Annotated in this window: 17 protein-coding genes; 12 read left to right on the forward strand and 5 right to left on the reverse strand. The window is 69.3% G+C overall.

Going from position 1 to position 22,983, the window contains the following annotated elements; genetic code table 11:
- Positions 1-9: 9 nt before the first annotated feature.
- On the reverse strand, positions 10-855 hold the full coding sequence (locus tag MYSTI_RS33615; RefSeq protein ID WP_015352301.1) for a DUF2911 domain-containing protein: 846 nt from the start codon (positions 853-855) through the stop codon (positions 10-12).
- A 192-nt stretch (positions 856-1,047) separates the two neighbouring features.
- Between MYSTI_RS33615 and MYSTI_RS33620 the strand changes: the two genes are divergently transcribed.
- Both MYSTI_RS33620 and MYSTI_RS33625 read left to right on the forward strand, forming a co-directional pair.
- Entirely contained in the window at positions 1,048-2,337 is a 1,290-nt protein-coding gene (locus tag MYSTI_RS33620) for an AAA family ATPase (RefSeq protein ID WP_015352302.1), read from the forward strand.
- Between the two features lie 143 nt (positions 2,338-2,480).
- Positions 2,481-3,203 carry a DUF1775 domain-containing protein gene (locus MYSTI_RS33625; RefSeq protein ID WP_015352303.1) on the forward strand — a complete coding sequence of 241 codons (723 nt, stop codon included), beginning with the start codon at positions 2,481-2,483 and terminating at the stop codon, positions 3,201-3,203.
- Between the two features lie 246 nt (positions 3,204-3,449).
- Here the strand turns inward: MYSTI_RS33625 and MYSTI_RS33635 are convergent, their stop codons facing one another.
- Positions 3,450-4,118, reverse strand: coding sequence for an SCO family protein (locus MYSTI_RS33635; protein WP_015352304.1), 669 nt, complete (start codon positions 4,116-4,118; stop codon positions 3,450-3,452).
- Positions 4,119-4,120: 2 nt separating this feature from the next.
- Entirely contained in the window at positions 4,121-4,840 is a 720-nt protein-coding gene (locus tag MYSTI_RS33640) for a hypothetical protein (RefSeq protein WP_015352305.1), read from the reverse strand.
- 115 nt (positions 4,841-4,955) lie between these two features.
- Between MYSTI_RS33640 and MYSTI_RS33645 the strand changes: the two genes are divergently transcribed.
- The 5 genes from MYSTI_RS33645 (at position 4,956) to MYSTI_RS33665 (ending at position 8,814) form a co-directional block, all read left to right on the forward strand.
- Complete coding sequence (locus MYSTI_RS33645; protein ID WP_015352306.1) at positions 4,956-5,390, forward strand: FixH family protein; 435 nt, start codon at positions 4,956-4,958, stop codon at positions 5,388-5,390.
- 65 nt (positions 5,391-5,455) lie between these two features.
- Positions 5,456-5,983 (forward strand): GIY-YIG nuclease family protein, encoded by a 528-nt coding sequence (locus MYSTI_RS33650; RefSeq protein ID WP_015352307.1) that lies wholly within the window; start codon positions 5,456-5,458, stop codon positions 5,981-5,983.
- 657 nt (positions 5,984-6,640) lie between these two features.
- Positions 6,641-6,970: a PadR family transcriptional regulator gene (locus tag MYSTI_RS33655; RefSeq protein WP_044282147.1), complete on the forward strand. Its 330-nt coding sequence runs from the start codon at positions 6,641-6,643 to the stop codon at positions 6,968-6,970.
- A gap of 1 nt (position 6,971) precedes the next feature.
- On the forward strand, positions 6,972-7,331 hold the full coding sequence (locus MYSTI_RS33660) for a DUF1048 domain-containing protein (protein WP_015352309.1): 360 nt from the start codon (positions 6,972-6,974) through the stop codon (positions 7,329-7,331).
- 301 nt (positions 7,332-7,632) lie between these two features.
- Positions 7,633-8,814 (forward strand): serine hydrolase domain-containing protein, encoded by a 1,182-nt coding sequence (locus MYSTI_RS33665; protein WP_201768937.1) that lies wholly within the window; start codon positions 7,633-7,635, stop codon positions 8,812-8,814.
- Between the two features lie 55 nt (positions 8,815-8,869).
- On the opposite strand, the gene MYSTI_RS33670 is transcribed toward MYSTI_RS33665, so the two are convergent.
- The gene (locus tag MYSTI_RS33670) at positions 8,870-9,802 is read right to left on the reverse strand and encodes a lipase family protein (RefSeq protein WP_015352311.1); all 933 of its coding nucleotides are present in this window, start codon (positions 9,800-9,802) and stop codon (positions 8,870-8,872) included.
- 145 nt (positions 9,803-9,947) lie between these two features.
- Between MYSTI_RS33670 and MYSTI_RS33675 the strand changes: the two genes are divergently transcribed.
- The 5 genes from MYSTI_RS33675 (at position 9,948) to MYSTI_RS33695 (ending at position 22,502) form a co-directional block, all read left to right on the forward strand.
- The gene (locus tag MYSTI_RS33675) at positions 9,948-11,285 is read left to right on the forward strand and encodes a thioredoxin family protein (RefSeq protein WP_015352312.1); all 1,338 of its coding nucleotides are present in this window, start codon (positions 9,948-9,950) and stop codon (positions 11,283-11,285) included.
- 277 nt (positions 11,286-11,562) lie between these two features.
- Positions 11,563-12,453, forward strand: a complete 891-nt coding sequence (locus MYSTI_RS33680) for an RNA polymerase factor sigma-32 (RefSeq protein WP_015352313.1) — start codon at positions 11,563-11,565, stop codon at positions 12,451-12,453.
- Between the two features lie 225 nt (positions 12,454-12,678).
- On the forward strand, positions 12,679-14,538 hold the full coding sequence (locus tag MYSTI_RS33685; RefSeq protein ID WP_015352314.1) for an OmpA family protein: 1,860 nt from the start codon (positions 12,679-12,681) through the stop codon (positions 14,536-14,538).
- 12 nt (positions 14,539-14,550) lie between these two features.
- A complete protein-coding gene (locus MYSTI_RS33690; protein WP_015352315.1) occupies positions 14,551-18,696 on the forward strand; it encodes a DUF4215 domain-containing protein in 4,146 nt (1,381 codons plus the stop codon).
- Between the two features lie 107 nt (positions 18,697-18,803).
- Complete coding sequence (locus MYSTI_RS33695; RefSeq protein ID WP_015352316.1) at positions 18,804-22,502, forward strand: serine/threonine-protein kinase; 3,699 nt, start codon at positions 18,804-18,806, stop codon at positions 22,500-22,502.
- Between the two features lie 16 nt (positions 22,503-22,518).
- Here the strand turns inward: MYSTI_RS33695 and MYSTI_RS33700 are convergent, their stop codons facing one another.
- The gene (locus MYSTI_RS33700; RefSeq protein ID WP_015352317.1) at positions 22,519-22,875 is read right to left on the reverse strand and encodes a hypothetical protein; all 357 of its coding nucleotides are present in this window, start codon (positions 22,873-22,875) and stop codon (positions 22,519-22,521) included.
- Positions 22,876-22,983: the final 108 nt, after the last annotated feature.

The raw sequence follows: 22,983 nt of genomic DNA on the forward strand, positions 1-22,983 counted from the left end.
CACGACGGACTACTTGTTCTTCCAGTCCGCCAGGGCCTGCTGGACCTGGTTCTTGTAGAAGAAGTTCGGGGCCTTCAGGCCCAGGTCCCACGCCACCTGCGCGGCCTGGCGGGCCTCGGCGTACTTGCCGCTCTTCGCCAGGATTTCAGCGCGGGTCCACTGGTTGTACCAGTTGGAGTTGATGGCCACGGACAGGTCCGCGTGCTTCAGCGCGGCGGCGTAGTCCTTGGAGTTCTCGGAGATGTAGCGCGCGGCCTGCGCGTGCTCGGACGCCGTCGACTGAACCGACTTGGCGATGTTCGCCGCGGTGAGCGCGGTGGTGTCCACCTTGATGGCGACGGAGACGCGCAGCTTCTCCCACTCGAGGTCCAGCGTGGTGCCGTCGTCGGTGGTGTTGGAGAAGATGTACGTCAGGCGCTCGCGGTTGGGAATCGCGGTCGTGGTGCCCGCGACGGTGGCCACGTCATTGGCCGCGGAGTACTGCGCCGGCGTGGAGAACAGGCCCAGCTCCTTGTTCAGCATCACCTTCCAGCCCTTCTGCGAGGGCAGCGTGATGATGGAGTACGTGCCGGCGGGCACCGGCTTGCCGCCGAACGTCACGTCGTTGCTGAACGTAATCTTCGTGGACGCGTTGGCACCGGAGCGCCAGACCTTGTCCCAGGGAACCAGGTCGCCCCAGACCTTGCGGCCCTTCACGGCCGGGCTGGAATAGTCGATGGAGATGGTGCTGACGCCCACGTCCTGCGACGCCTTGGCGGAGGGGCTGGCGGCGGGCAGCGAGAGCTCGGCGGACGCGGGCGCGGCGACCAGCGCCACGAGCGCGGAGAACAGGACTCCAAGAGCAAGCTTCTTCATGGTCCTCACTTCTTCCTTTCTGAACCAGAGGGGTGCGAAAGCGGGCGGAGTGTATAGACGACTCCAGGCCTCACCAAACGCTTCGAGCGCGCCCGAGTGCGTCATGGTACGGGCAGGCAACCAGACACTCGGCGGGCATGGGTATTCCCGTCGCGGCACCGACGGGGCGAAGCTGCCGCGCGAGGAACTCGAATGAAGCTCACCCGGCTCACCGTCCACCGCTACCGAGGTGTTGCTCCCGGCACCGAGCTCACACCCAGCCCTTCGCTCAACCTGCTGTTGGGCGCCAATGGCACCGGACGCACGACGCTGCTGGAGTTGTTCAGTACGGTCATCGGCTCGGACTTCGCAAGCCTCATCCACGAGCCCTTCGCGCTGGAGTACGAGCTCGCCCTGCCCGGGCTGAAGCTGCACGTCTATGCGCGCAATGAGTCAGAGGTGCCCCCTCGGCAGGAGGCGCTTGCCCGGCAGGGCGCGGGGCTCCTGCCGATGCGGGCGGCGGGCGCGGACACGGGGCTGCAGCCGCTCATCGAGCTGGAGCTGCGGTGGTCCTCGCCCTCGGCGCGGCTGGTGATGCGCGCGGATGCGGAGGGGATTGACTGCAAGGTGGATGGCGCGCCGGTGTGGTCCCGCGCGATGAGCTGGTCGCTGCTGGACCGCTCGGTGTGGACGCTGTTGTTCATGACGGCGCAGTACATCGACGCGGGCGTGAAGGAGCGCCTCAAGCCGCTGTTGCGGCGCACGTTCCTGCTCGCGCCGCAGCGCTTCGACGAGATGCTGGGGACGTTCGAGCGGATGAGCGCGATGCGCTACGCGATGGAGGTCCGCGACGGCGAGGTCTTCCCGTTGGGGTTGATGGCGTTGCCGTCGTGGATGCCGGGGTGGCTGAAGGAGCGCGTGGAGCTGGAGCCCGACGTGGACGCGCTGGAGCTGCGGCATGACGCCCTGGAGCAGGGCTTCCTCGCGCGCTTCGTGAGCCTGGCGGACCTGGAGTCGGGGCGGCTGCGCGTGGAGGTGCTGGAGAAGCGCCCGTTCGAGAATGGCGGGCGGGTGGGCTTCGGAGGGCTGGCGTTCCAGTTCGTCCGGCGGGGCGGACATTCGCTCAGCCAGGCGGAGCTGGGCTTCGGGCAGAAGCGCCTGCTGTCGCTGCTGTACTACCTGGATGGCAACGAGGACTTCGCCATCCTCGACGAGCCCGCCAACGGGCTTCATCCGCGCTGGGTGGAGGCGAGCCTGCGCGAGCTGGGCGGACGGCAGGTGTTCCTCGCGAGCCAGAGCCCGCTGCCGTTGGAGCATCCGGTGTTCACCTCCGAGGAGGAGCTGCACGCGTCGCTCATCTTCTGCGGCCCCGTGTCCCAGGAGGGGCGCGAGCACCTGGGCTGGAGACATCCGTCGCGGCAGATGGCCGCGAGCCTCTTCGACGCGCATCGCAGTGGAGCCCGCCCCTTGGGCGCGCTCTTGCGAGAGCACGGGTTGTGGTGAACTCAACATCCGCTTTCCGGATGGTTGCCGTGGGAAAGTGATGGGCATGCCCTCCCGTGCTGCGGCAAATGGCCGCAGCGGTGGCTCCGTGGCGGTCTGCTAGGCCGAGGTCCCTGGCGCAGTCATCTTCCAGGAGGCCCCGCTTGAAGTCCTCACTTCCAACGCTGTTCGCCGTCGCGAGTCTGGTGGCTGGTACCGCGGCACAGGCTCACATCTCCGTCACCGGACCGGGCCCCGCCGTCGCGGGCACGACGTATGACGCGCAGCTCACCATCAGCCATGGGTGCAGCGGCGCGGACACGTATCGCGTGAAGGTCCGCATCCCCGCGGGCGTCACGTCCGTGCGGCCGCTCGACTCCACCTTCGGCAAGGCCACCGTGGAGAAGGACGGGAATGGCCAGGTGACCTCCATCACCTGGACCCGAGGCAACGCCGCCGACGTGTTGCCCGCGGACACGCATGCGCACAAGCTCGCGCTGCGGGCCCGGCTCCCCGACACGCCGTTCACCACGGTGTACTTCCCCACCACGCAGGTCTGCCGGGATGCGCAGGGCCGCGAGACGACGGTGGAGTGGGTGGGCACGTCCGGCCATGGAGGACATGATGGGGCGGACTCGGGCTCCACGCCGCAGGCGGAGCCCGCTCCGGAGCTCTTCGTGTACCCCGCTCGCACGCCGGGCTGGAACAAGTACACCGTGGAGACCCACGTGCATGACTTCGCCGTGTTCCGCGACGCGCTCATCGTCTGGGCGGGGGACAGTGCGTACAGCCCCAATCCCGTGACGAAGGCGCTCATCGAGACCGAGGCCGGGACGAAGGTGCTGACGGAGATTCATCCGGGCACGGAAATCTGGGTCAAGTACTGAGGCCTGGGAGCGAACGATGATTCGACAAGGGATTGTCCTCATCGCCGCGTGCGCGGTTCTGGGCGCGTGCTCGGACGATGGAGCGAAGGGTGGCCCGGGTCCGCAGGAGGATGCGGGGCCGCTTGCCGGCCAGGGTCTCACGAAGCCCGGACGGCTGGAGCGACCGCCCACCGGGCCGGGCTTGCCCGCGGACCTCAAGCCGCCCGGGCGTCGGTAACCGGACGGGGGTTGGCCGCGCGGTGGGGTTCAGCCGCCGCGCGTCCGCACCAGGGCTTCGAGGTCTCGCTGGAGTGACTCGAGGCCACCGGAGTCGTCCACCACGCGGTAGTACCCGCGGATGCGGCCTTCGGTGTCCACGAGGACGAAGTGCTCGCCGTGGAAGATGCTGAGGAAGTCGTCGTCTCCCGCATCGGCGTCGCGCCCCATCATCACGCGAAAGCCTTCCAGCACCGTGGTCTCCACTGTCTCCAGGGAGCCGGTGAGCAGGGACCAGTTGGAGGTGTCGAGGTGGCGTGTCTTCGCGTATGCGGCGAGCCGCTCGGGGGTGTCGTAGCGGGGGTCCACGCTGAACGACACGAAGCGCACGGAGAGGCCGCTGTCGCGGGCTTCTCGCTGGAGGCGCGCCATCTTCGCGGTGAGCAGCGGGCACACCGTGGGGCAGCGGGTGAACATGAAGTCCGCGACCACGACTTCCCCCCGCAGGTCCGCGTCGGAGAACGCGCGCCCGGTCTGGTCCGTCAGTTGGAACGCGGGCAGGTTTCCGAAGGTGGGGAGGCCGCCCGCACGCATGCGAGCCTGGGTGTCGCGCCACAGCGGCAGGCCAAGCCCGGCGATGAGTGCGAGTGCGCCGACGAGCAGCAGGCCCCTCCAGCGCCGAGTGCGGACAGGGGGTTGTTCCTGGGATGTCGTGTCCATCGTCAAGGTCTCCTCGGCTCGAGTTCACAGCCCACGCCGGTGACGTGGGGATGGTTCGACGGAAGGCCCGCGACGGCGGGAACGGGCCCGGCCTCCGCGAGCTGCCATGCATCGGCGACCAGGGCGTCGATGGCGCGTGCATCCGCCGCCAGGGCGTAGACGCCTCGCAGGCCCCCTGCCTGGTCGACCAGCAGCGTGGCCCCTGAGTGCAGGTCGTTCGTGGGCGCGGCCTCACGCAACAGTGGCCACACCTGTGACTCCAGGGCTCCGTCTGATTCCACGACGTGCCACGAGGGCGGGGGCGCGCGCACTTCGTCCTTGGCCGTCCGTCGTTTCAGCACGACGAATCGCAGCGAGACGCCGCGGGCCTCGAGCCGGTGCATCACTTCGGTGAGCCTCGGCACGGCGTCACTCGAGTTGAGCGGCGACTCGGGCGCCACGAACTGGAGGACATAGGCGTGCCCGCGAAGCTGGCGAGTCCCCACCTCGGCACCCTCCGTGTCGTGGAGCGCGTAGCGAGGCAGCTGCCCCTGAAAGGGCAAGGGACTCTGGACCCACTCGGTGCTCGGTGGAAACCAGTGCACCTCCGACAGCGCCAGCCTCGCGACTGACACCATCGCGGCCCCCAGCACGAACACCCCGGACAAGCTCAACGCGCCCAGGCCCCACCAGAGCAGGCGAGCGGCTCCCGCGAAGCGGTGACGTGGAGGAGGGCGGTCCATGCGCTCCACCCTCGCGCAAACGGACCGCGCATGTGCTGTGGCAACTTGTCGCGCGTCTCCGAGCGTCTCGTCCCGCTACAAGGTTCCGCACCTGGGATTCCCCACGGGAGGACACATGAAGACGCCCCTGTTGCTGTGCCTGCTGATGAGCGCCACGCCTCCCGCGAAGCCCGAGGCCCTGGAGACAGGAACAGCCGCCCGTGCTCCCCTGTCCGCACCGGTGGCCACCGTGACGAGCACCTCGGGGCGCCTGCGCATCGACGCGTTGACGGATGTGCTGCCGCTGCGCAGAGGACCTCGGAGCTTTCTCTTCCGCGTCACGGAGAGCACCACGGGGAAACCGGTCCCAGGTCTGCGCCTCGCCGTTCAACCGTGGATGCCCACCATGGGACATGGGCTCGATGAGCCCGTGCGAATCACAGCGCGGGGTGACAGTGACTTCGAGGTCTCTGAACTGGACCTCTTCATGCCCGGCGCCTGGGAGCTGCGCCTCACGCTGTCCGGTACCGTCGACGACAAGGCGGTCGTCGCCTTCAAGCTCGCCCGGTGAGCCCGGATTGATAGTCTCGAGGCATGTGTAATGGAAAAGCCATCTCGACCGAGGTGGGCACTTGGATGCCCCTCAAGGACGCCGCACAGGGAGGAGGAGGCGCCTTCGCCAACATCCTCGCCGACTCGGGCGTCTATGTGCTTCGGGTCCGCAAGGAGGGAACAACGGACCTGGAGCACGTAAAAAAGACGTTCACCTCTTCCCCGTTCATGAAGCTCCAGGGGAAAGTGGACGCATCCAGCGGCGCGATGTTCGCCGAGCTGGGCCTGGGCGAGGGACAGAACTGGGCGTTCGCTGAGTACTACCTGCAACGGCTCGAGCGGCTCGACAGACTCAGCATCCAGCAGGGCCGCCTCACCTGCCCCATCATCTACATCGGCAGGGCCAACAATCTGCAACGCAGGCTGAATGAATTGGCCTTCTATGGCCACACCATCAATGCCCCGTTCTGGGCGCTCCTCATGTCGGGATGGGAACTGGAGGTGGGCATCAAGACGATGGAGGAGAAGACGGAGACGGCAGAGGAAGCCCGCCTCAAGGAGCTCTACCGCGAGCTCCACGACGACGCCCTTCCACCCTTCGTGCACCGGTAGCGCCCCCACGTACCTCCAGCCGAGAGTTCGACCCCAGCGACAGAAGGCGGAGCGCGCCCGTCATCCAACAAGAATGAGTCCCCGGGTCAAAGTGAAACACAAACTCACACTGATGATCCATGTGTGGCTATGCATCATCGGGTGCAAACCCAGTGAGCCCCCCACGCCCCAACCCGCTGCGCGCCCAACCCCAGCACTGGACTATGACGACTGTTCTGTCATCCAGATCGCGAAAGGGCCGCCCGAGTGCAGCTACACGATCGGCCAGACCTTTATCGAAGGGACAGAATTCGTCAGCAACCTCGGAGGAATGACGGTGCCGTGCGGAAAGTCCGATGAAGCCTGCGGAAGGACCTATCACTGTCACTGTCCCGACACAGGCCCCTAGGTGGTGCTGTTCGCCGGTACTCCCTAGGGAGCACCGCGTCAGTTCCCTTGTAGGGCTCGTCGAGCCACCCGGGAAGCTGTCGACGAATGGAGCCGCTTCTCCCCTCGCAGTCGAGGGAGAAGTCCCCGCCCTGCAGGATGTGAGCGACTTCATTACAGCCGGCGCCAGGAGGGGCGCTCCTCCTTGGCGCAAGGTGGACTTGCGCTCCAGCTATTCAGCGTTACTATGTACTGGTAGTCAGCGACGCCAAGTAGCTCGGGGAGCGATTCGTGAGCAAGCAGATGACGGAGATGCTCAAGGGCACGTTGGAGGGCATCGTCCTGGCGATCCTGTCCGTTCAGCCGGAGTACGGCTACGAAATCACGGCGCGGTTGCGGGAGATGGGCTTCTCCGACATCGCCGAGGGCACCGTCTATGCGCTGCTCGTCAGGATTGAGCAGCGAGGCCTGGTCGCCGTGGAGAAGGTCCCCTCCGAGAAGGGGCCACCCCGCAAGGTGTACTCACTCAACGCCGAGGGCCAAGCCTCTCTCGACGAGTTCTGGCAGACATGGCGATTCCTCACCGAGCGGCTCGACCGGCTCCAAAAAGGAGGCAGATGATATGTCCATCTCAACGTTCATCTCGAAGGTGATCGGCGACAAGACTCAATGGCGGCAATACAAGGCTCGCGCGAAACAGCTTCCGCCGAGCTACCGCACAGCCCTCGAAGCGCTGGAGCGGTATCTGACGTACTTCGGGACAGGAGGCGATGGGACTGCGATGTACGCGGACCTCGTCGACCTGTTCGAGCAGAGCGCCGCGAACCAGACTCCCATCCGACAAATCGTGGGGGAGGACCCCGTGGAGTTCATCGAGGCGTTCGTCCGGAACTACCCGAAGGGCCAGTGGATCCTCCGGGAGCGTGAACGTCTGACAAACGCTCTCGCACGCGCCGCCGAAGAACAAGCAAAGAGCGTCTGAGCAAGACGCCGCACCACCGCCCCAGGCAGCATCCATGACGAGTTCCTCGCGGCCAGCGCCACTGCGCCGTGCGAGGAAGCCGTCGAACACCCTGTCGAGACAAGCGACCGAGACATCGCGTTTCGTCGCCCCGACAAAACAAAGACATCAGCAGACCTGAGACATCCGCCCACAAAGCGCGAATCCGAGCACTCCGGTGCCGCGCCATGCGTTTCGAACCCTCCAGGAAAGGACGTGCAACGTGTTGGACACGACTCGTGGAACCGCTGTGCAAGGCCATGTCGAGGATGGCTGGGGAAAAGTGGCCGATGTCTTCCGAGCGAACCTCACGGGAGTCCCCGGCGAAGTCGGCGCGGCGTGTTGTGTCTACAAGGACGGCCGTCCCGTGGTCGACCTGTGGGGCGGTCTCGCCAACCGCGAGGCGAACCGTCCGTGGAGCAAGGACACCATCGCGCTGGTCGCATCCACGACCAAAGGCGCTACGGCCATCTGCGCCCATCTGCTGGCACAGCGAGGCGAGCTCGACCTGGACGCCCCGGTGGCCCGGTACTGGCCGGAGTTCGGCGCCGCCGGAAAGGAAGACATCCCAGTGCGCTGGCTGCTCTCACATCAGGCGGGCCTGCCAGTCGTCGACGGTCCGCTGTCCTTCGACGACGCCTGCGCGTGGCATCCCGTCATCCGGGCACTCGAGGCGCAGAAGCCGGAGTGGCAGCCCGGCACCGAGCACGTCTATCACAGCATGACCTACGGATTCCTCGTCGGGGAGCTGGTGCGGAGGATCACCGGCAAGTCGCTCGGTACCTTCTTCGCTGAGGAGGTCGTGGCCCCGCTCGGACTGAGCGCCTGGATCGGGCTGCCCGAGAAGCACGAGGAACGGGTGGCTCGAATCGAGTACGCGGCTCCGTTCACGTTGGAGGAGATGACTGCCGGGATGATTGAGACGACCGGCCTGGACAGGGACACGGTCATCGCCTGGATGAACGCCGTGTGGGGCCCGAGCTCCGTGCAGGCCCGCGCCAGTCTGCTCGGCGGTGCCTTCGACCACACCAGCGGGTACATGAACACGCGGGCCTTCCGCGCCGCGGAGTTCCCCTTCGGGAACATGTTCTCGGACGCCCACTCACTGGCTCGGATGTACGCGGCGACGGTGAGCGAGGTCGACGGCGTGCGGCTGCTGAATCAGGCGACGGTCGAGAAGATGACCCGCGTGCAGACCGACAAGACGCGAATGCATGGGTTGCCGCCAGGGCTGGACGTTCCCGCCAACCGCTCCTTCTACATGTCGCTCGGGTTCTGGAGAGCCTGCCCGCCGATGCCCTTCGTCGGCCCCGGGTCGTTCGGACATCCCGGCTCCGGAGGCTCGGTCGCATTCGCCGACCCCGACGAAGGGGTGGGCTTCGGCTACGTCACGAACCTCTGGTCGTTCCGGATCGGCGAACCCCGAGCGTCGAACCTGGCCGCGGCCGTCGTGTCCTGCCTCTGACCGCCCCGAATCCTTCCAGCGAGGGGCTGACCACCGCCCCTCGCGAGGACTCGCTCTAGAAGTCGCCAGCGCGGGCCTGCTCGAAGGGCACGCGGTGCTTCAGATAGCTGATGTTCAGCATGTGGTTGTCGAGGAGGTTGAGGCCGCCCTCGGAGAAGCGGTGCACCACCGCGCCCTTGCCCGCGTCCTTCATGAACGCCAGCGGGTCCACGCTGCCGCCCAGGCCCGCGACGGTGGGAACCGGGTCCCGGTTGTTGATGTAGTGCACGTACTGCGGACCGTCCGGATAGCGCGTGGACGCCGCGCCGAAGGTCTCCACGCTCAGCTTGCCCATCAGCTTCTCGACCTGCGCCGAGGACATCCCATCTTCGATGCGCAGCCGGCGCTGGACGTCGTTCAGCGCGCGCGCGGAGATGAGCCCACCCTGGCTGTAGCCCATGAGGTGCACCTCACGGCCCGCCTTCAACTCCGTGTAGAGCGTGTCCGCCAGCGTGTCGACCGCGGGGTTCTTGCCCTTGTCCAGCTTGTCCCCCACGCACTCGGCCAGGTCCGACACGATGCCCTGCGTCGAGTTGTGGATGCCCACCACGCGCGCACCCGACTTGTCCGCGATGGCCTTCATCTCATCCATCTGCGCGGAGGCCGTCGTCAGGATGCCGTTGACGTAGAGAATCGTCTTCGACGGGTTCGGATTGCCCGCGGGCGTGACACCCGGGATGTCCTTCAGCGCCGTGCCGGGCGGGAAGGTCTGCCCCTTGGCGCCAATGAACAGGCCGTCGTTCGCCCGCTCCGCCTTGTTCCCGCCGAAAATCATCTGAATCCCGCTCAGCGACGCGGACTTCGTCTGCGGCTGGAACTCATCCTTGCCCCGCCCCAGGAGCGCCGCCTGCCCCTTCTTGGGCGCCTGCGCCTGCTCTCCAGCGGGGCTCTTCAGCGACGTGGTCGGAGTCGAGGCGAGGGAAGGACGGTTGCGGCTGATCTGGCTCATGAGGGCTCCCGCCCAGGGGGATAGGGCGTCCCCTCCATTGTCTCATGACGTCTCACGAAGTTGCGCGAGACACCCCACCCACGGAACCCAATCGCTTCACGGGTGTCTGGGGACTCCCGACGGAACCCCTCCCTCCGGAGCCCCCATGGCCCTGAAAACCGCTGTTGGCGTCCTGCTGTTGCTCCTCTCCGCCTGCACCACGCCAGGCGTCTCGACGCAGCGCGGCACGACCCCGACGCCTGGGATTTCCTTCATCGAAAATGATTGGAAAAAAGCCCTCCAGGCGGGCCGGGAGCGAAACATCCCTGTGTTCGTGGATGTCTGGGCCCCCTGGTGCCAGTCCTGCCGCTCCATGCGCGCGACGGTGATGCCCTCGCCCGAGCTCTTGCCCCTGGCGGACCGGTTCATCTGGCTCGCCATCAACACGGAGGTCGACACCAACGCGGCCTTCCTCGAGCGCTACCCCATCGACACCTGGCCCACCCTGTTCGTCCTGGAGCCGGAGCAAGGCGAAGTCGTGAGCCGCTCGCTGGGGGCCGTGTCCGTGCAGCAACTCATCCGCTACCTCGACCACTCCGAGCAGGCCTTCCGCCAGGGCCGCGAGGACCTGGCACAAGCGGACGCACTCGCGCTCGCCGGCCGCCACGAGGACGCCGCCACCGCCTATCAACGCCTCCTGGAGACGCTGCCGCGCGAGGACGCTCGCCGCCCGGGCACCACCGTCTCCCTGATCAAGTCCCTGGCCGCCACCGGGCGCGCCCTCGACTGCGTGAGACAGACGGCGAAGGAGTTGCCCGCGCTGTCTCGCGTGGAGGACCGCTCGCGGCTCCTGTACGTGGGCCTGGGCTGCGCGCTCGACATCGAGACGGAGGAAGCGCGGACCCTGCGAAGCGCGCTCGAGCAGGAGGCCCTGCGCGCCCTCGACACACCCGAAGGGACGCTGACCTCGCCGCAGCGCTCGTCGCTGTACGAGGTGGTCTGCGAGGTCCGCGAGGTGACGGGGGATGAGCCCGGCATGAAGAAGCTGGCGGAGACGTGGTGGCGCTTCCTCGAAGCAGAGGCCGCGCGCGCGAAGGACTCGGAGGAGCGCGCGGCGCTCGATGCCCATCGCGAGATGGCCGCCGCGCTGATGGACCGCCCCGAGGTGGCCATCCCCGCGCTGGAGCGCAGCGAGCAGGAGTTTCCCGAGGACCCCGGTCCTCCCTCGCGCCTCGCCTCGCTGTACCTGATGGCGGGCCAGAAGGACCTGGCCCTCGCCGCGAGCGAGCGGGCCCTGGCGCGCGTGAAGGGTCCCTCGCGGACGCAGGTGCTCGTGGGCCATGCCCGCGTCCTCCGCGCGCGAGGAGAGCGCGCCCAGGCGGAGCAGCTGCTCACCCAGGCCCTGCGCGAGCTGGGCCCGGACTCCACTCGGAGCCAGCGGCACCGGCGCATCCTCGAGTTCACCCTCACACAGCTTCGCGAGGACAACACTCCCACCCCGTGAGCGCGATACCGGACGCGTCCGCACCCCGGAAGGAGACTTGTACGAAAGGACGAGCGGACCGTGCGGACCGCTCCCGTCGGCCAGGACACAATCGGAAGAGTCTTCGGTTCCCACCCCTGTAAAAACGAAAGGGTGCCGCCCTTAAGCACCCTGCTCCGGTGATGCAAACCCGCGCATTCACTTGGAAACGGGGGGACTCGAAAATGGCATGCGCATTGCGAAGGAGCCCCAGGCCGCCCAACGCGGCTCCCAACGGCCCCCTTCCCCGAGAGATGCCATGCAGGACTCTTCTCACTTCTCCTCCCCGGACTCCCTCTCCACGTACCTCTCGGAGATCAACCAATACCCGCTGCTGACGCAGCCGCAGGAGCAGGAGCTGTCGCGCCGCTTCCGCAAGGGTGACTTGATGGCGGGCCACCAGCTGGTGACGGCCAACCTGCGCTTCGTGGTGAAGGTGGCCTACGAGTACCGCTCCTACGGGCTGAAGATGTCCGACCTCATCCAGGAGGCCAACATCGGCCTGATGAAGGCGGTGCAGAAGTTCGACCCGGACAAGGGCATCCGCCTCATCTCCTACGCGGTCTGGTGGATTCGCGCGTACATCCAGAACTGCATCCTGCGCAATTGGAGCCTGGTGAAGCTGGGCACCACGCAGGCGCAGCGCCGGCTCTTCTTCAGCCTGGCGCGCACGCGTCGCGAGCTGGAGCGCATGGGCGCGGGCGACGCGAGCGTCGTCAACGCGGAGGAGATTGCGCGCAAGCTCAACGTGAAGGCCTCCGAGGTGCGCGAGATGGAGCAGCGCATGGGCGGCCGGGACCTGTCGCTGGACGCCCCGGTGGGCGAGGACGGTGACGCCACCCACCTGGACTTCGTGGAGTCGGCCTCCGCGTCCCACGAGGACGAGGTCGCGGACCGCCAGCAAGCGGGCCTCGCCAAGGACCTGGTCCAGCGCGCCCTGCGCCGGTTGGACCCGCGCGAGCGCTTCATCATCGAGAACCGCGTGATGGGTGACTCGGAGATGACGCTCAGCGAGCTGGGTGAGCACTTCGGCTTCTCCCGCGAGCGCGCCCGTCAGCTCGAGATTCGCGCCAAGGACAAGCTCAAGGCGGAGCTGGCCCTGCTGATGGCCGACGCGGGCCTGGACGCGGCCTCCCTCGCCCAGGGCTGAAGCCCCACCGAAGCCCGTGATTCGGGCTGGGTACTCCTCCACCCAGCCCCTCACGCGCTGACGTGTCAAAGACGTGCGGGGATGAACCCGGACACGCCCTGACACGTCAGCACCCCTCACAGGTTCCTCCGTCCACCTCACGACACCCTGGCCCACGCCGTGCAACTGTGCCGGCGCACCCAACGGGTGGTCGAAGGTCGCGCGCTCTCACGGAGCCGCGTGGACGTGGAGGAACTCTTGAAATCGAGAAGTCACTCATCCTTGCTCGGGGGACTCGCTGTCCTCTGGGCATTTTCCGCTGAGGCGCAGACCCAGCGGATCCCCAGCCTGGAGCTGGAGCGGTTGCAGTTGAACCCGGGCGCGAAGGACAGCCTCGTGCTGTCCACGGGCGACCTGCTGCCGGATGGCACCTTCCGCCTGGGCCTGACGGCGCACTATCAGCGCAGGCCGCTGGTGCTGCTGCGCAACGACGAGCGCCAGGGCACCATCGTCTCCGACCGCGTGACGGTGCACTTCAGCGGCGCCTACGCCCTGACGGACTGGTTGGAGGTCGGCGCGCAGGTTCCGCTCGTCACCCAGTGGGGCCCGAACACGCGGACGCTGGGCTTCGAGACGCCGGCGACCTTCGCGCTGGGCACGCCCTGGCTCCAGGCGCGCGCGGGCATCCTGTCCGAGTCGCGCGGAGGGCCGGTGGACCTGGGTCTGCATCTGGGTGTGGCCCTGCCCCTGGGCAGCGAAGAGGTGCTCACCAAGGATGATGGCTTCGTCTTCACCCCGCGCCTGGGGCTCGGCAAACGGATTGCCGACACGTGGCGCGTGGGCGCGGACGTGGGCACGCTCGTGAGGAGCAAGACGTACGCCCTCACCCCCGGCGCGACGCCGCTGCGCGACGAGATGGGCGTGGAGATGAACGCCGGCGTCAACGTCACCACGGAGCTGTTCGGCTTGAGGGAGGAGCTGGTGGTGCGCGGCACGCTGCCGTTCGCGGACGCGCCGGAGTCGCTCGAGGTGCTGCTGGGTCTGCGCAGCGCGCGGACCGAGGGCACCGAGTTCTATGTCATGGGCGGCCCGGGCTTCGGCCAGACGCCCGGCACGCCCGAGTTCCGCGTGCTGGCGGGCGTCAACTTCGGCCCCGACGGCACGAAGGTCGCGTCATGTGTCGCGGGCCAGCCCCACGAGCCGGCCCGCTGTCCCGACCTGGACGCGGATGGCGACGGCGTGAAGAACCTGGCGGACCGCTGCCCGGTGTCGCCGGGTCTCGCCCAGCTCAACGGCTGCGCGGACACGGATGACGACCAGGACGGCCTGCTCAACCTGGCGGACCGCTGCCCGGCCAACGCGGAGAACCTCAACGGCTTCGAGGACTCCGACGGCTGCCCGGATGACCCGGACTCCGACGGCGACGGACTCGCGGACTCCAAGGACGCGTGCCCCAGCCAGCCCGAGGACGTGGACGGCTTCGAGGACACCAACGGCTGCCCGGACCCGGACAATGACCAGGACGGCGTGGCGGACGCGCGCGATGCCTGCATGAACGAGGCGGGCCCGAAGGAGAACCGCGGCTGCCCGGACAAGGACCGCGACGGCGACGGGCTGGTGGACCGGCTGGACAACTGCCCGGATGAGCCCGGGACGCAGAAGAACCACGGCTGCAAGGCGAAGCAGCTCGCGCAGATTGGCGAGGGGCAGATTCGCATCCTCGAGTCGGTCTTCTTCGAGAACAACCAGGACGTCATCAGCGCGCGCAGCCACAAGCTGCTCGACAGCGTGGCGGCCATCCTCGCGTCGCACCCTGAAATCGAGAAGCTGCGCGTCGAGGGCCACACCGACAACACGGGCAAGGAAGACTACAACCTGGAGCTCTCCCGTCGCCGCGCCGAGGCGGTGGTGAAGTACCTGGTGGGCAAGACGGTCAGCCGCGAGCGGCTGGACGCGCAGGGCTACGGCCCCGCCAAGCCCATCGCCGAGAACACCACCAAGCCAGGCCGCGCCAAGAACCGCCGCGTGGAGTTCCGCATCGTCGGTGACGCCGAGGGCGTCGAGACGAAGCAGGGGACCCCCGGGGCCGACACCCTCGAGAAGTGAGGCAGACACTCCATGACGACACGAGTCCCTGAACCCTTCTGTCCCGAGCCTCGGCCGCCCGCGCGCGCCGGGCTCCGCGCGGCCTTCGCGCTCGCGCTCCTCGCGGCCCTCACCGGCTGCGAGCCCATGCCTCCGGCTTCCACCGGCGAGGAGGCGCTGGTCTCCAGCCAGTCCTCCGCGCTCGTGGGCGACGGCCGGCTGCAACCCGGTGAGCAGTGCGACGACGGCAACACGGTGAGCGGCGATGGCTGCTCCGCCACGGGCACCATCGAAGCCGGCTACCTGTGCCACGTCCCCGGACGGGCCTGCTCCCTGGCCTCGCTGTGCGGCAACGACGTGGTCAACACCGGCGAGGCCTGCGACGACGGCAACACCGTGGCGGGCAACAACGGCTGCTCCGCCACCTGTGACTTGTCGCTGTGTGGCAACGGCGCGTTCAACAACCGCCAGTGGCCCAACTTCGACCAGGAGATTTGCGACGACGGCAACCGCGCCGAGGGCGACGGCTGCAACCGCATGTGTGAGGTGGAGCCTGGCTTCGCCTGCGCCGGTACGCCCAGCCGCTGCGTGAGGGCGGGCGTCGTGGTCTTCAACACGGGCGTGGACCAGAACAACCGCCGGCTGGAGTCCGGCCTGGACCCGCACTGGTTCTACACCGCCAACAACCTGGGCGCCGCCACCGGTGCGCGCACCGCCCAGGACTGGCCGCAGGAGATCCAGACGGCGCGCTTCATGGCGGCACCCCTGGGGGCCCCCACGTGTGTCTCCCAGCGGTTCATCATCCCCTCGACCACGAAGGTCTCCCAGTTCCGCCTGCGGCTGGCGACGTTCAACGACAACGAGTTCGACCACGCGACGGTGAACGGCACGGCCTTCACGCCCGTCACGGTGAGCGAGCCGGGCGGCCAGCCCTGGCAGAAGAGCATCATCCGGGAGTTCGGCTCGAACGCGGGCTGGCGCACGGGCCTCAACCGCATCGAGCTGTGCAACGAGAACGCGGCCTCGGAGCCCAACGCGTTCCGCTACATCTTCGTGGACGCCTACGACGACCGCTGCGGTGACGGCGCCGTGTCTCCTCGCGAGGAGTGCGACGACGGCAACACGGCCAACAACGATGGCTGCAGCGCGAGCTGCGGCATCGAGACCGGCTACGGCTGCGCGGGCTCCCCCAGCTCCTGCGCGCGGACGTGTGGCAACGGCCAGCTCAACGCCGGCGAGCAGTGCGACGACGGCAACACGACGGCGGGCGACGGCTGCAACGCGAGCTGCCGCGTGGAGTCCGGCCACGCGTGCCCCACCCCGGGCCAGGCCTGTGTCGCCACCTGCGGCAACGGGCAGATCAACGCGGGTGAGCAGTGCGACGATGGCAACACGCTGGGCAGCGATGGCTGCTCCGCGTCCTGCCGCATCGAGGGCGGCTATGAGTGCAGCGGCGCCCCGTCCACCTGCGCTCCGCTGTGCGGCAACGGCCAGCTCAACCCCGGCGAGCTGTGCGACGACGGCAACACCACCATGGGCGATGGCTGCTCCGTGGCCTGTACCCTGGAGCTGGGCGCCTCCTGCCCCACGCCCGGCCAGCCCTGTGTGAACACGTGCGGCAACGGCGTGGTGAACCCGGGCGAGGAGTGCGACGACGGCAACCTCAACCCGGGGGACGGCTGCGCCACCGAGTGCCGCGTGGAGTCCGGCTACGCCTGCAGCCGGCCCACGAACGCGCCCTCCGTGTGCGTCCCGTCGTGCGGCAACAATGTCGTGGACCCGAACGAGACGTGTGACGACGGCAACACCCACTCGGGCGACGGCTGCTCGTCCGGATGCGGTGCGGAGCCGGGTTACTCCTGCTCCGGCGTGCCCTCCGCCTGCACCACCCTGTGCGGCGATGGCCAGGTCGCGGGTACCGAGGCGTGTGACGACGGCAACACCGTGGTGGACGACGGCTGCAGCGCCACCTGCACGGTGGAGTCCGGCTATGTCTGCACGCGCCCCGTGGGTGCCACTTCCGTGTGTACGCAGAGCTGTGGCAACGGCGTGCTGAACCCGGGCGAGACGTGCGACGACGGCAACAAGACGGCGGGCGACGGCTGCAGCGGCAACTGCGCCCCGGAGCCCGGCTATTCGTGCAGTGGCGCGCCGAGCGCGTGCAGCACCACCTGCGGTGACGGCGTGGTCGCCGGCGCCGAGGTCTGCGACGACGGCAACCTCCAGGGCGGAGACACCTGCTCGCCGCGCTGCCTGTGGGAGAACGGCCAGGCGTGCAACGCGTCCGGCGTCTGCGAGAGCGGCACCTGCAACCCGCACTCGGACCTCTGCGTCACCGCCAACATCTGCGGCAACGGGATGCTCGACGGGAGCGAGCAGTGCGACGACGCCAACACCACCGCGGGCGATGGCTGCACGGCCACGTGCACCATCGAGGCGGGCTACAGCTGCCTGGACATCCCCTCGGACTGCGCGGTGCGGTGTGGTGACGGCGTGAAGGCGACCACGGAAGCCTGCGACGACGGCAACACGGCGGCGGGCGACGGCTGCAATGCCACCTGCGCGGTGGAGTCCGGCTCCGGCTGCCAGAACAAGGCGGTGAATGTCATCCTCACCCGCCACGCTCGCAACGAGTGCACCCAGGTCGGGAACATCGGCACGCCCACCCTGCCGGAGGGCGACATCCAGGCGGCGCTCACGGTGCCGGGCCGCTACCGCATCAGCTACGTCTCCGGCGCGGTGGACTACGACGGAGCACCCCGCTGGTACCCGGGCATCTTCGGCGTCAACCACACCACCAGCACCGGCGCGCAGCGCTTCTCGCTGGGACGCGTTCCCCCGACGACGGGGTCCACCTCCCGCGAGGCCGCCATGGAGCAGGGCTTCACGGAGCGCCGCGACTTCGACGCGGCCACGGGTGACGTGCGCGTGGCCTTCATCGACACCGACTGCGCCACCAACAACAACTCGGCGACGACGGCCACCTTCCGCGTGGACTCGCTCTCCATCTGCCAGCTCATCCCCGTGCTGACGGACCCGGGCCCTGGCGGCGTGACGGACCCGGTCATCGGCGGCCCCGCGACGCCGGGCACCACCATCCACGTCTACGTCGATGGGAACCCCACCCCGGCCTGCACCGCCGTCACCGACGCCACCGGGAACTGGACCTGCAACCTGGGCAACATCCCGGAGGGTTCGCACTCGGTGGTCGTCACGTCCACGGTGCTGGGCACCACGGAGACGGCGCCTCCGACGAACATCGTCATCCAGCGGGTGCCCCCCGCCCCGCCTGTCATCACCGGCCCCGCCACGGGAAGCGTCGTCCCGACTCCGACGCCGGCCATCACCGGCACCTCGGAGCCGGGCGCCACGGTGACGGTGCGCGAGGGCTCCACGGTGCTGTGCACCGCCACGGCCGACGCCAATGGCCGCTGGAGCTGCACGCCGTCCACGCCGCTCCCCGAGGGTCCGCACACGGTGACGGCCACCGCCGCGCCTCCGGGTGGCGGCGTCAGCAGCCCGTCCGCGCCCACCACCTTCACGGTGGACACCACGGCGCCGGCCGCCCCCGTCATCACCGGCCCCGCGCCGGGCTCGCTCCTCAACGACAACACGCCGACCATCAGCGGCACGTCGGAGCCGGGCACCACGGTGACGGTGCGCGAGGGCGCCACGGTGCTGTGCACCGCCGTCACGGATGACGCCGGCCGCTGGAGCTGCACGCCGTCCACGCCGATGGCGGACGGCTCGCACTCGGTGACGGCCACGGCCACGGACCGGGCGGGCAACGTCAGCCCCGTCTCCAACGTGGACACGTTCCGCATCGACACGGTGGCGCCGGACACCTCGTTCGTCCGCAGCCCGCCGGGCCGCACCGACACCTCGGAGGCCGAGTTCGACTACGGCTCCACCGAGACCGGCGTGCGGTACGAGTGCAGCCTCAACGGCGGCCCGTACGTCGATTGCAGCACCACCTACGACGTCTCGCACGGGGACCACACCCTGCGCGTGCGCGCCGTGGATGAGGCGGGCAACGTGGACGCCACCCCCGCCGAGTACAAGTGGACGGTGCTGAACACGCGCTCGTTCGCGGGTGGTGGCTGCAGCGCGGCTCCGGCCTCGTCGTGGCTGGCGCTGCTGGGCCTGCTCGGTCTGCGCCGCCGCAACAAGCGCCGCTAAGGCCGTCTCCCCCTTTCCGCCGGGAGGTCCACACCCTTCCCCCAGTCCCTCACCCAGGGACTCGTGGACCTCCCGGCGGGTCTCCCCGTCGGGCCGCGCAACCCCGTATGCTGGGGGCCGTGGATATCGCGGGGAAGACGCAGGAGAGGTACGAGGAGGAGCTGCTCCTCGCGCTGAATGAAGGGCTCGTCTCCGCCGAGGAGGCGGCCGCGCTGCGCGAGGAGGCGCTCGACCAGGGCCGCAGTCCCCTGGAGCTGCTGAGTGAGCAGGGGCGACTGGGCGAGTCCACGCTCGTGGCCCTGCGCGATGAGCTCTCCCGGGATTTCGACGACACGGCGGGCACGGGCCCTGGCCCGTTGGAGGCCGCCACGCTGGACCCGGAGACGCCCGTGGTGTCCCCGCAGGCCCCCGCCTCGGCGGACGCGGCCGCGGAGCCCGGCTTCCCCGTCCCCGACTGGGACCGCTATCAGCCCGTGCGCTTCCTGGGCCAGGGCGGCATGGGGCAGGTGTTCCTCGCGTATGACCCGCTCTTGCGGCGCAACGTGGCGCTCAAGTTCGTGCGGGGCGGAGACCCGGAGCTCGCCCGGCGCTTCCTGTCCGAGGCCCGCGCCCAGGCCCGCGTGCGCCATGAGCGCGTGTGCGAGGTGTACGAGGTCGGCGAGGTGCAGGGGCGCGGCTACATCGCCATGCGCTACGTGGCGGGCCAGTCCCTGGGGCAGCTCGCGCCGACGCTGACGTCCGAGCAGAAGGTGCTGCTGCTGCGCCAGGCCGCGGAGGGCGTACACGCCGCGCACCGCGCGGGCCTGGTCCACCGGGACATCAAGCCCGGCAACATCCTGGTGGAGCGCACGGAAGACGGCGACTTCGTCCCCTTCGTCATGGACTTCGGCCTCGCCCGCGACTGGCGCGAGGAGGCGGGCATGAGCGGCGTGGTGATGGGCACGCCGCACTACATGGCCCCCGAGCAGGCCCGAGGCGACACGGCCCGGCTGGACCGGCGCGTGGACGTCTACGGCCTGGGCGCCACGCTGTACCTGCTGCTCACCGGACGCACGCCCTTCAGCGGCGACACCGAGCACGACATCATCGCCCGGCTCCAGACGGAGGAGCCGCCCCCGCCGCGCACGCTGGACCGCGACATCCCCGAGGACCTGGAGGCCGTGGTCCTCAAGTGCCTGGAGAAGGAGCGCTCGGCCCGCTACGACTCGGCGCGGGCGCTGGCGGATGACCTGGAGCACTTCCTCGGCGGAGAGCCGGTGCAAGCCCGGCGGGGCGTGGGCTACCGGCTGCGCAAGAAGGCGCGCAAGCACCGCGTGATGCTGAGCCTGGCGGCGGCGGCGCTGACGGTGGTGGCGCTGGCGCTGGGGCAGGCGGTGCTCGCGCGCAGCGAAGTGGCCGAGCGAGAGCGGCTCACCCGCAGCTTCACCGAGCGGGTGGAGCGCATCGAAGCGTCCGCGCGCTACTCGTCCCTCTCCCGGCTGCACGACACACGCGAGGACCACCAGGCGCTGCGCGCGAGCATGGAGGCGCTGGAGGCGGAGGTGCGTGAGTCGGGCGGGCGCGCGGCGGGCCCCGGCAACTACGCCCTGGGCCGCGCGCTCTGGGCGCTGGGCGACGTGGAGGGGGCGAGGAAGAAGCTCGAGGCCGCGTGGGAGCATGGCTACCGGGAGCCTCGGGCCGCGTGGGCGCTGGCGCTGGTGCTGGGAGACCAGTACCGGGAGAAGCTGCTCCTGGACGTCGAGCGCCGCAGCCCGGAGAGCCGCGAGGCGCGCCGCAAGGAGCTGGAGCAGCGCTACCGCGACCCCGCGCTCGCCTACCTCCGACAGGCCGAAGGGCCGGACGTCCCCGCGCCGCCGCTGTACGTGAAGGCCCTCTTCGCCTTCCACGAGGGACGCCATGAAGAGGCGCTCGCGCACCTGGACGCGATGGGGGAGGCCCTGCCCTGGTTCTACGAGGCCCCCCTCCTGCGAGGCGACGTGTACCTCGCGCGCGCGACGGGGCGCTGGCACCAGGGCGACGCGGCCGGCTCCCAGGCGGACCTGGAGGCGGGCCGGCGCGCCTATGCCCAGGCCATCGCCACCGCGGAGAGCCAGCCCGCGGGGCACTACGCGCTCGGGCGACTGGAGCTGGCCGCGCTGGTCATGGAGCTCTATGGCGCGGGCAACATCCAGCCGCTCTACCTGAAGGGACTGGAGGCCCTGGAGCGCGCGCTGAAGGCCGCGCCGGACCACCACCCCTCCCTCATCGTGCGCTCGCGCCTGCACCGCCGCCTGGCCGAGCAGCACGCCAACCAGAACGCGAGCGACGTGGAGGAGCTCCTGGGCAAGGCCATCGACGCGGCCCAGGCCGCGCTGAAGCTGGCGCCGCCCAGCGACCGCGTGACGTTGGAGCTGGCCATCGCGCACCGGCTCTGGGCCCGCCACCAGCAGCGGCTCTCGCAGGACCCGCGAAAGCAGCTCGGCCTGGCCGTCGAGGCGCTGGAGCAGTTGAGCCCCGAGGAGCGCGACTATGCCTTCTTCGCGACGCTGGGACTGACGCATCAAATCTGGGCCGATTACGAGAACGAGCACGGCCTGGACCCTCGCGCCCACCAGGACAAGGCCATCGACACGTACCTGGCGGCCATCCGCATGCGCGAGACGCAGGCGGACGCGTGGATCAACCTCGGCAACGCCTATCGGGCGCGGGCGGGCCTGCCCCAGGCCACGGACACGCAAGGCGACTTGCGCCGCGCCATGGAGGCCATCGAGCGGGCGCTCTCGCTCAACCCGCGCAACGTCATCGCCTGCTACCAGGGCGCGGACGTGTCCGAGCAGCTCGCGCGCTGGAAGCAGGAGCACGGCCAGGACCCGGAGCCGGACGTCGCGCGTGCGCTCGCCCTCTACAAGCAGGGCCGGGACATCAACCCCCGACTGCCCCAGCTCGCCAACGGCCAGGGCGCCACGCTCCTGTGGCAGGCCGAGCAGCACTGGGAGGACGGCAAGGAAGTGGAGTCGCTCCTGGCCGAGGCCCGGCGGGCCTTCGAGCAGGCTCGCGACATCGCGCCACAACAGTCATTCGCCTACAACAATCTGGGCGAGGTGGAGGCGGTGCGCGCGGGCTTCCTCCTGACGCGCGGCGAGGACCCCACCGCGAGCCTCCGCGCGGCGAAGGAGGACTACCGCCGCGCGCTGGACCTGCTGCCCGGCGACGCGGACATGTGGACCAACCTGGCGCGCCTGCACGTGCTGTGGGCCACCCACGCGCTGGAGCGCAAGCGCGACGTGGGCCCGGACCTGGCCCAGGCGGAGGAAGCGCTCGCGCGGGCCCAGGCCCTCAACCCGCGGCTCGGGTATGCCTGGCGCTACCAGGGCGGCGTGCTCGACGTGCGCGCCCGGCATCGCGTGATGAAGGGCGTCGCCACGGACGAGGACTTCCAGAAGGCCGCGACGGCGCTCGCGCAAGCGGTGGAGCTGGCCCCGAGGAGACACGAGTACGTCCTGGCCGCCGGAGAGCTCCAGCTCGCCTGGGGGCAGTGGAAGCAGAACCGGGGCGAGGACGCGACGCCGGTGCTGATGCGCGGCATCGAGTTCGTGGAGCGCATCCTGGCCGCACGGCCCCAGTGGGCACGAGCGCGGCTCCTGCGCGCCGGGTTGAGAGAGGCCTTGGCCCGAGGCTCCGCGCCCGCCACTCAGCAAGACGTGTGGCGAGAGCGGGCCCGCGCGGACGCGGAGGAAGCGCTGGCGCGCAATCCCTCGCTCGCCGCGTGGTGGAAGGGCAGGCTCGCCTCCAACGTGGAGCCGCTCACCCGCCCTTCCCCTCCATGAGGCCTCGCGGCGAGGACTACTTCGGGTCCTCGGGCGGGTCCGTCGTCACGTCCAGGCCGCCCTTCTTCGTCTCGGCGTTGCCGCCCAGGCGGCTCGCGGCCGTGGGGGGCAGGACGAGGTCATACGGGTAGTTGCGCGGGGAGGCGGTCAACGTCACCGTGTGCTCGCTGTTGGCGGCCAGGGGGGAGCTGTTCGACAGGAGGAACGGGCCGGGCTGCGAGAAGCAGCTCCCGTCGGTGAAGCGCACCTCCGCGGAAGCGACACCATCCAGCCGGAACGTCACCTCTTGCCCCAGGTGGACACGGGGGTCGGCGGGAAGGGGGCCCGAGGGCTGGATGAGGATGATGACGGGCTCGAGCTTCTTGTTGGCCATGGGCCGTGGCTCCTTCTGGGGTTGGACTGCGCGTTGACGACGTGGGGTTGCAGGCACCGTACCAGCCGCGTCGCGTGCTCGACTCACTCGGGAGGAACTCGACGGGCC

The sequence above is a fragment of the Myxococcus stipitatus DSM 14675 genome (assembly GCF_000331735.1).
GTDB lineage: Bacteria > Myxococcota > Myxococcia > Myxococcales > Myxococcaceae > Myxococcus > Myxococcus stipitatus.

Excerpts from the sequence above, each read along its gene's own strand:
- MYSTI_RS33615 (WP_015352301.1), bottom strand. The coding sequence starts at position 855 with ATGAAGAAGCTTGCTCTTGGAGTCCTGTTCTCCGCGCTCGTGGCGCTG.
- MYSTI_RS33620 (WP_015352302.1), top strand. The coding sequence starts at position 1,048 with ATGAAGCTCACCCGGCTCACCGTCCACCGCTACCGAGGTGTTGCTCCC.
- MYSTI_RS33635 (WP_015352304.1), bottom strand. The coding sequence starts at position 4,118 with ATGGACACGACATCCCAGGAACAACCCCCTGTCCGCACTCGGCGCTGG.
- MYSTI_RS33640 (WP_015352305.1), bottom strand. The coding sequence starts at position 4,840 with ATGGACCGCCCTCCTCCACGTCACCGCTTCGCGGGAGCCGCTCGCCTG.
- MYSTI_RS33645 (WP_015352306.1), top strand. The coding sequence starts at position 4,956 with ATGAAGACGCCCCTGTTGCTGTGCCTGCTGATGAGCGCCACGCCTCCC.
- MYSTI_RS33650 (WP_015352307.1), top strand. The coding sequence starts at position 5,456 with ATGCCCCTCAAGGACGCCGCACAGGGAGGAGGAGGCGCCTTCGCCAAC.
- MYSTI_RS33660 (WP_015352309.1), top strand. The coding sequence starts at position 6,972 with ATGTCCATCTCAACGTTCATCTCGAAGGTGATCGGCGACAAGACTCAA.
- MYSTI_RS33670 (WP_015352311.1), bottom strand. The coding sequence starts at position 9,802 with ATGAGCCAGATCAGCCGCAACCGTCCTTCCCTCGCCTCGACTCCGACC.
- MYSTI_RS33675 (WP_015352312.1), top strand. The coding sequence starts at position 9,948 with ATGGCCCTGAAAACCGCTGTTGGCGTCCTGCTGTTGCTCCTCTCCGCC.
- MYSTI_RS33680 (WP_015352313.1), top strand. The coding sequence starts at position 11,563 with ATGCAGGACTCTTCTCACTTCTCCTCCCCGGACTCCCTCTCCACGTAC.
- MYSTI_RS33690 (WP_015352315.1), top strand. The coding sequence starts at position 14,551 with ATGACGACACGAGTCCCTGAACCCTTCTGTCCCGAGCCTCGGCCGCCC.
- MYSTI_RS33695 (WP_015352316.1), top strand. The coding sequence starts at position 18,804 with ATGCTGGGGGCCGTGGATATCGCGGGGAAGACGCAGGAGAGGTACGAG.
- MYSTI_RS33700 (WP_015352317.1), bottom strand. The coding sequence starts at position 22,875 with ATGGCCAACAAGAAGCTCGAGCCCGTCATCATCCTCATCCAGCCCTCG.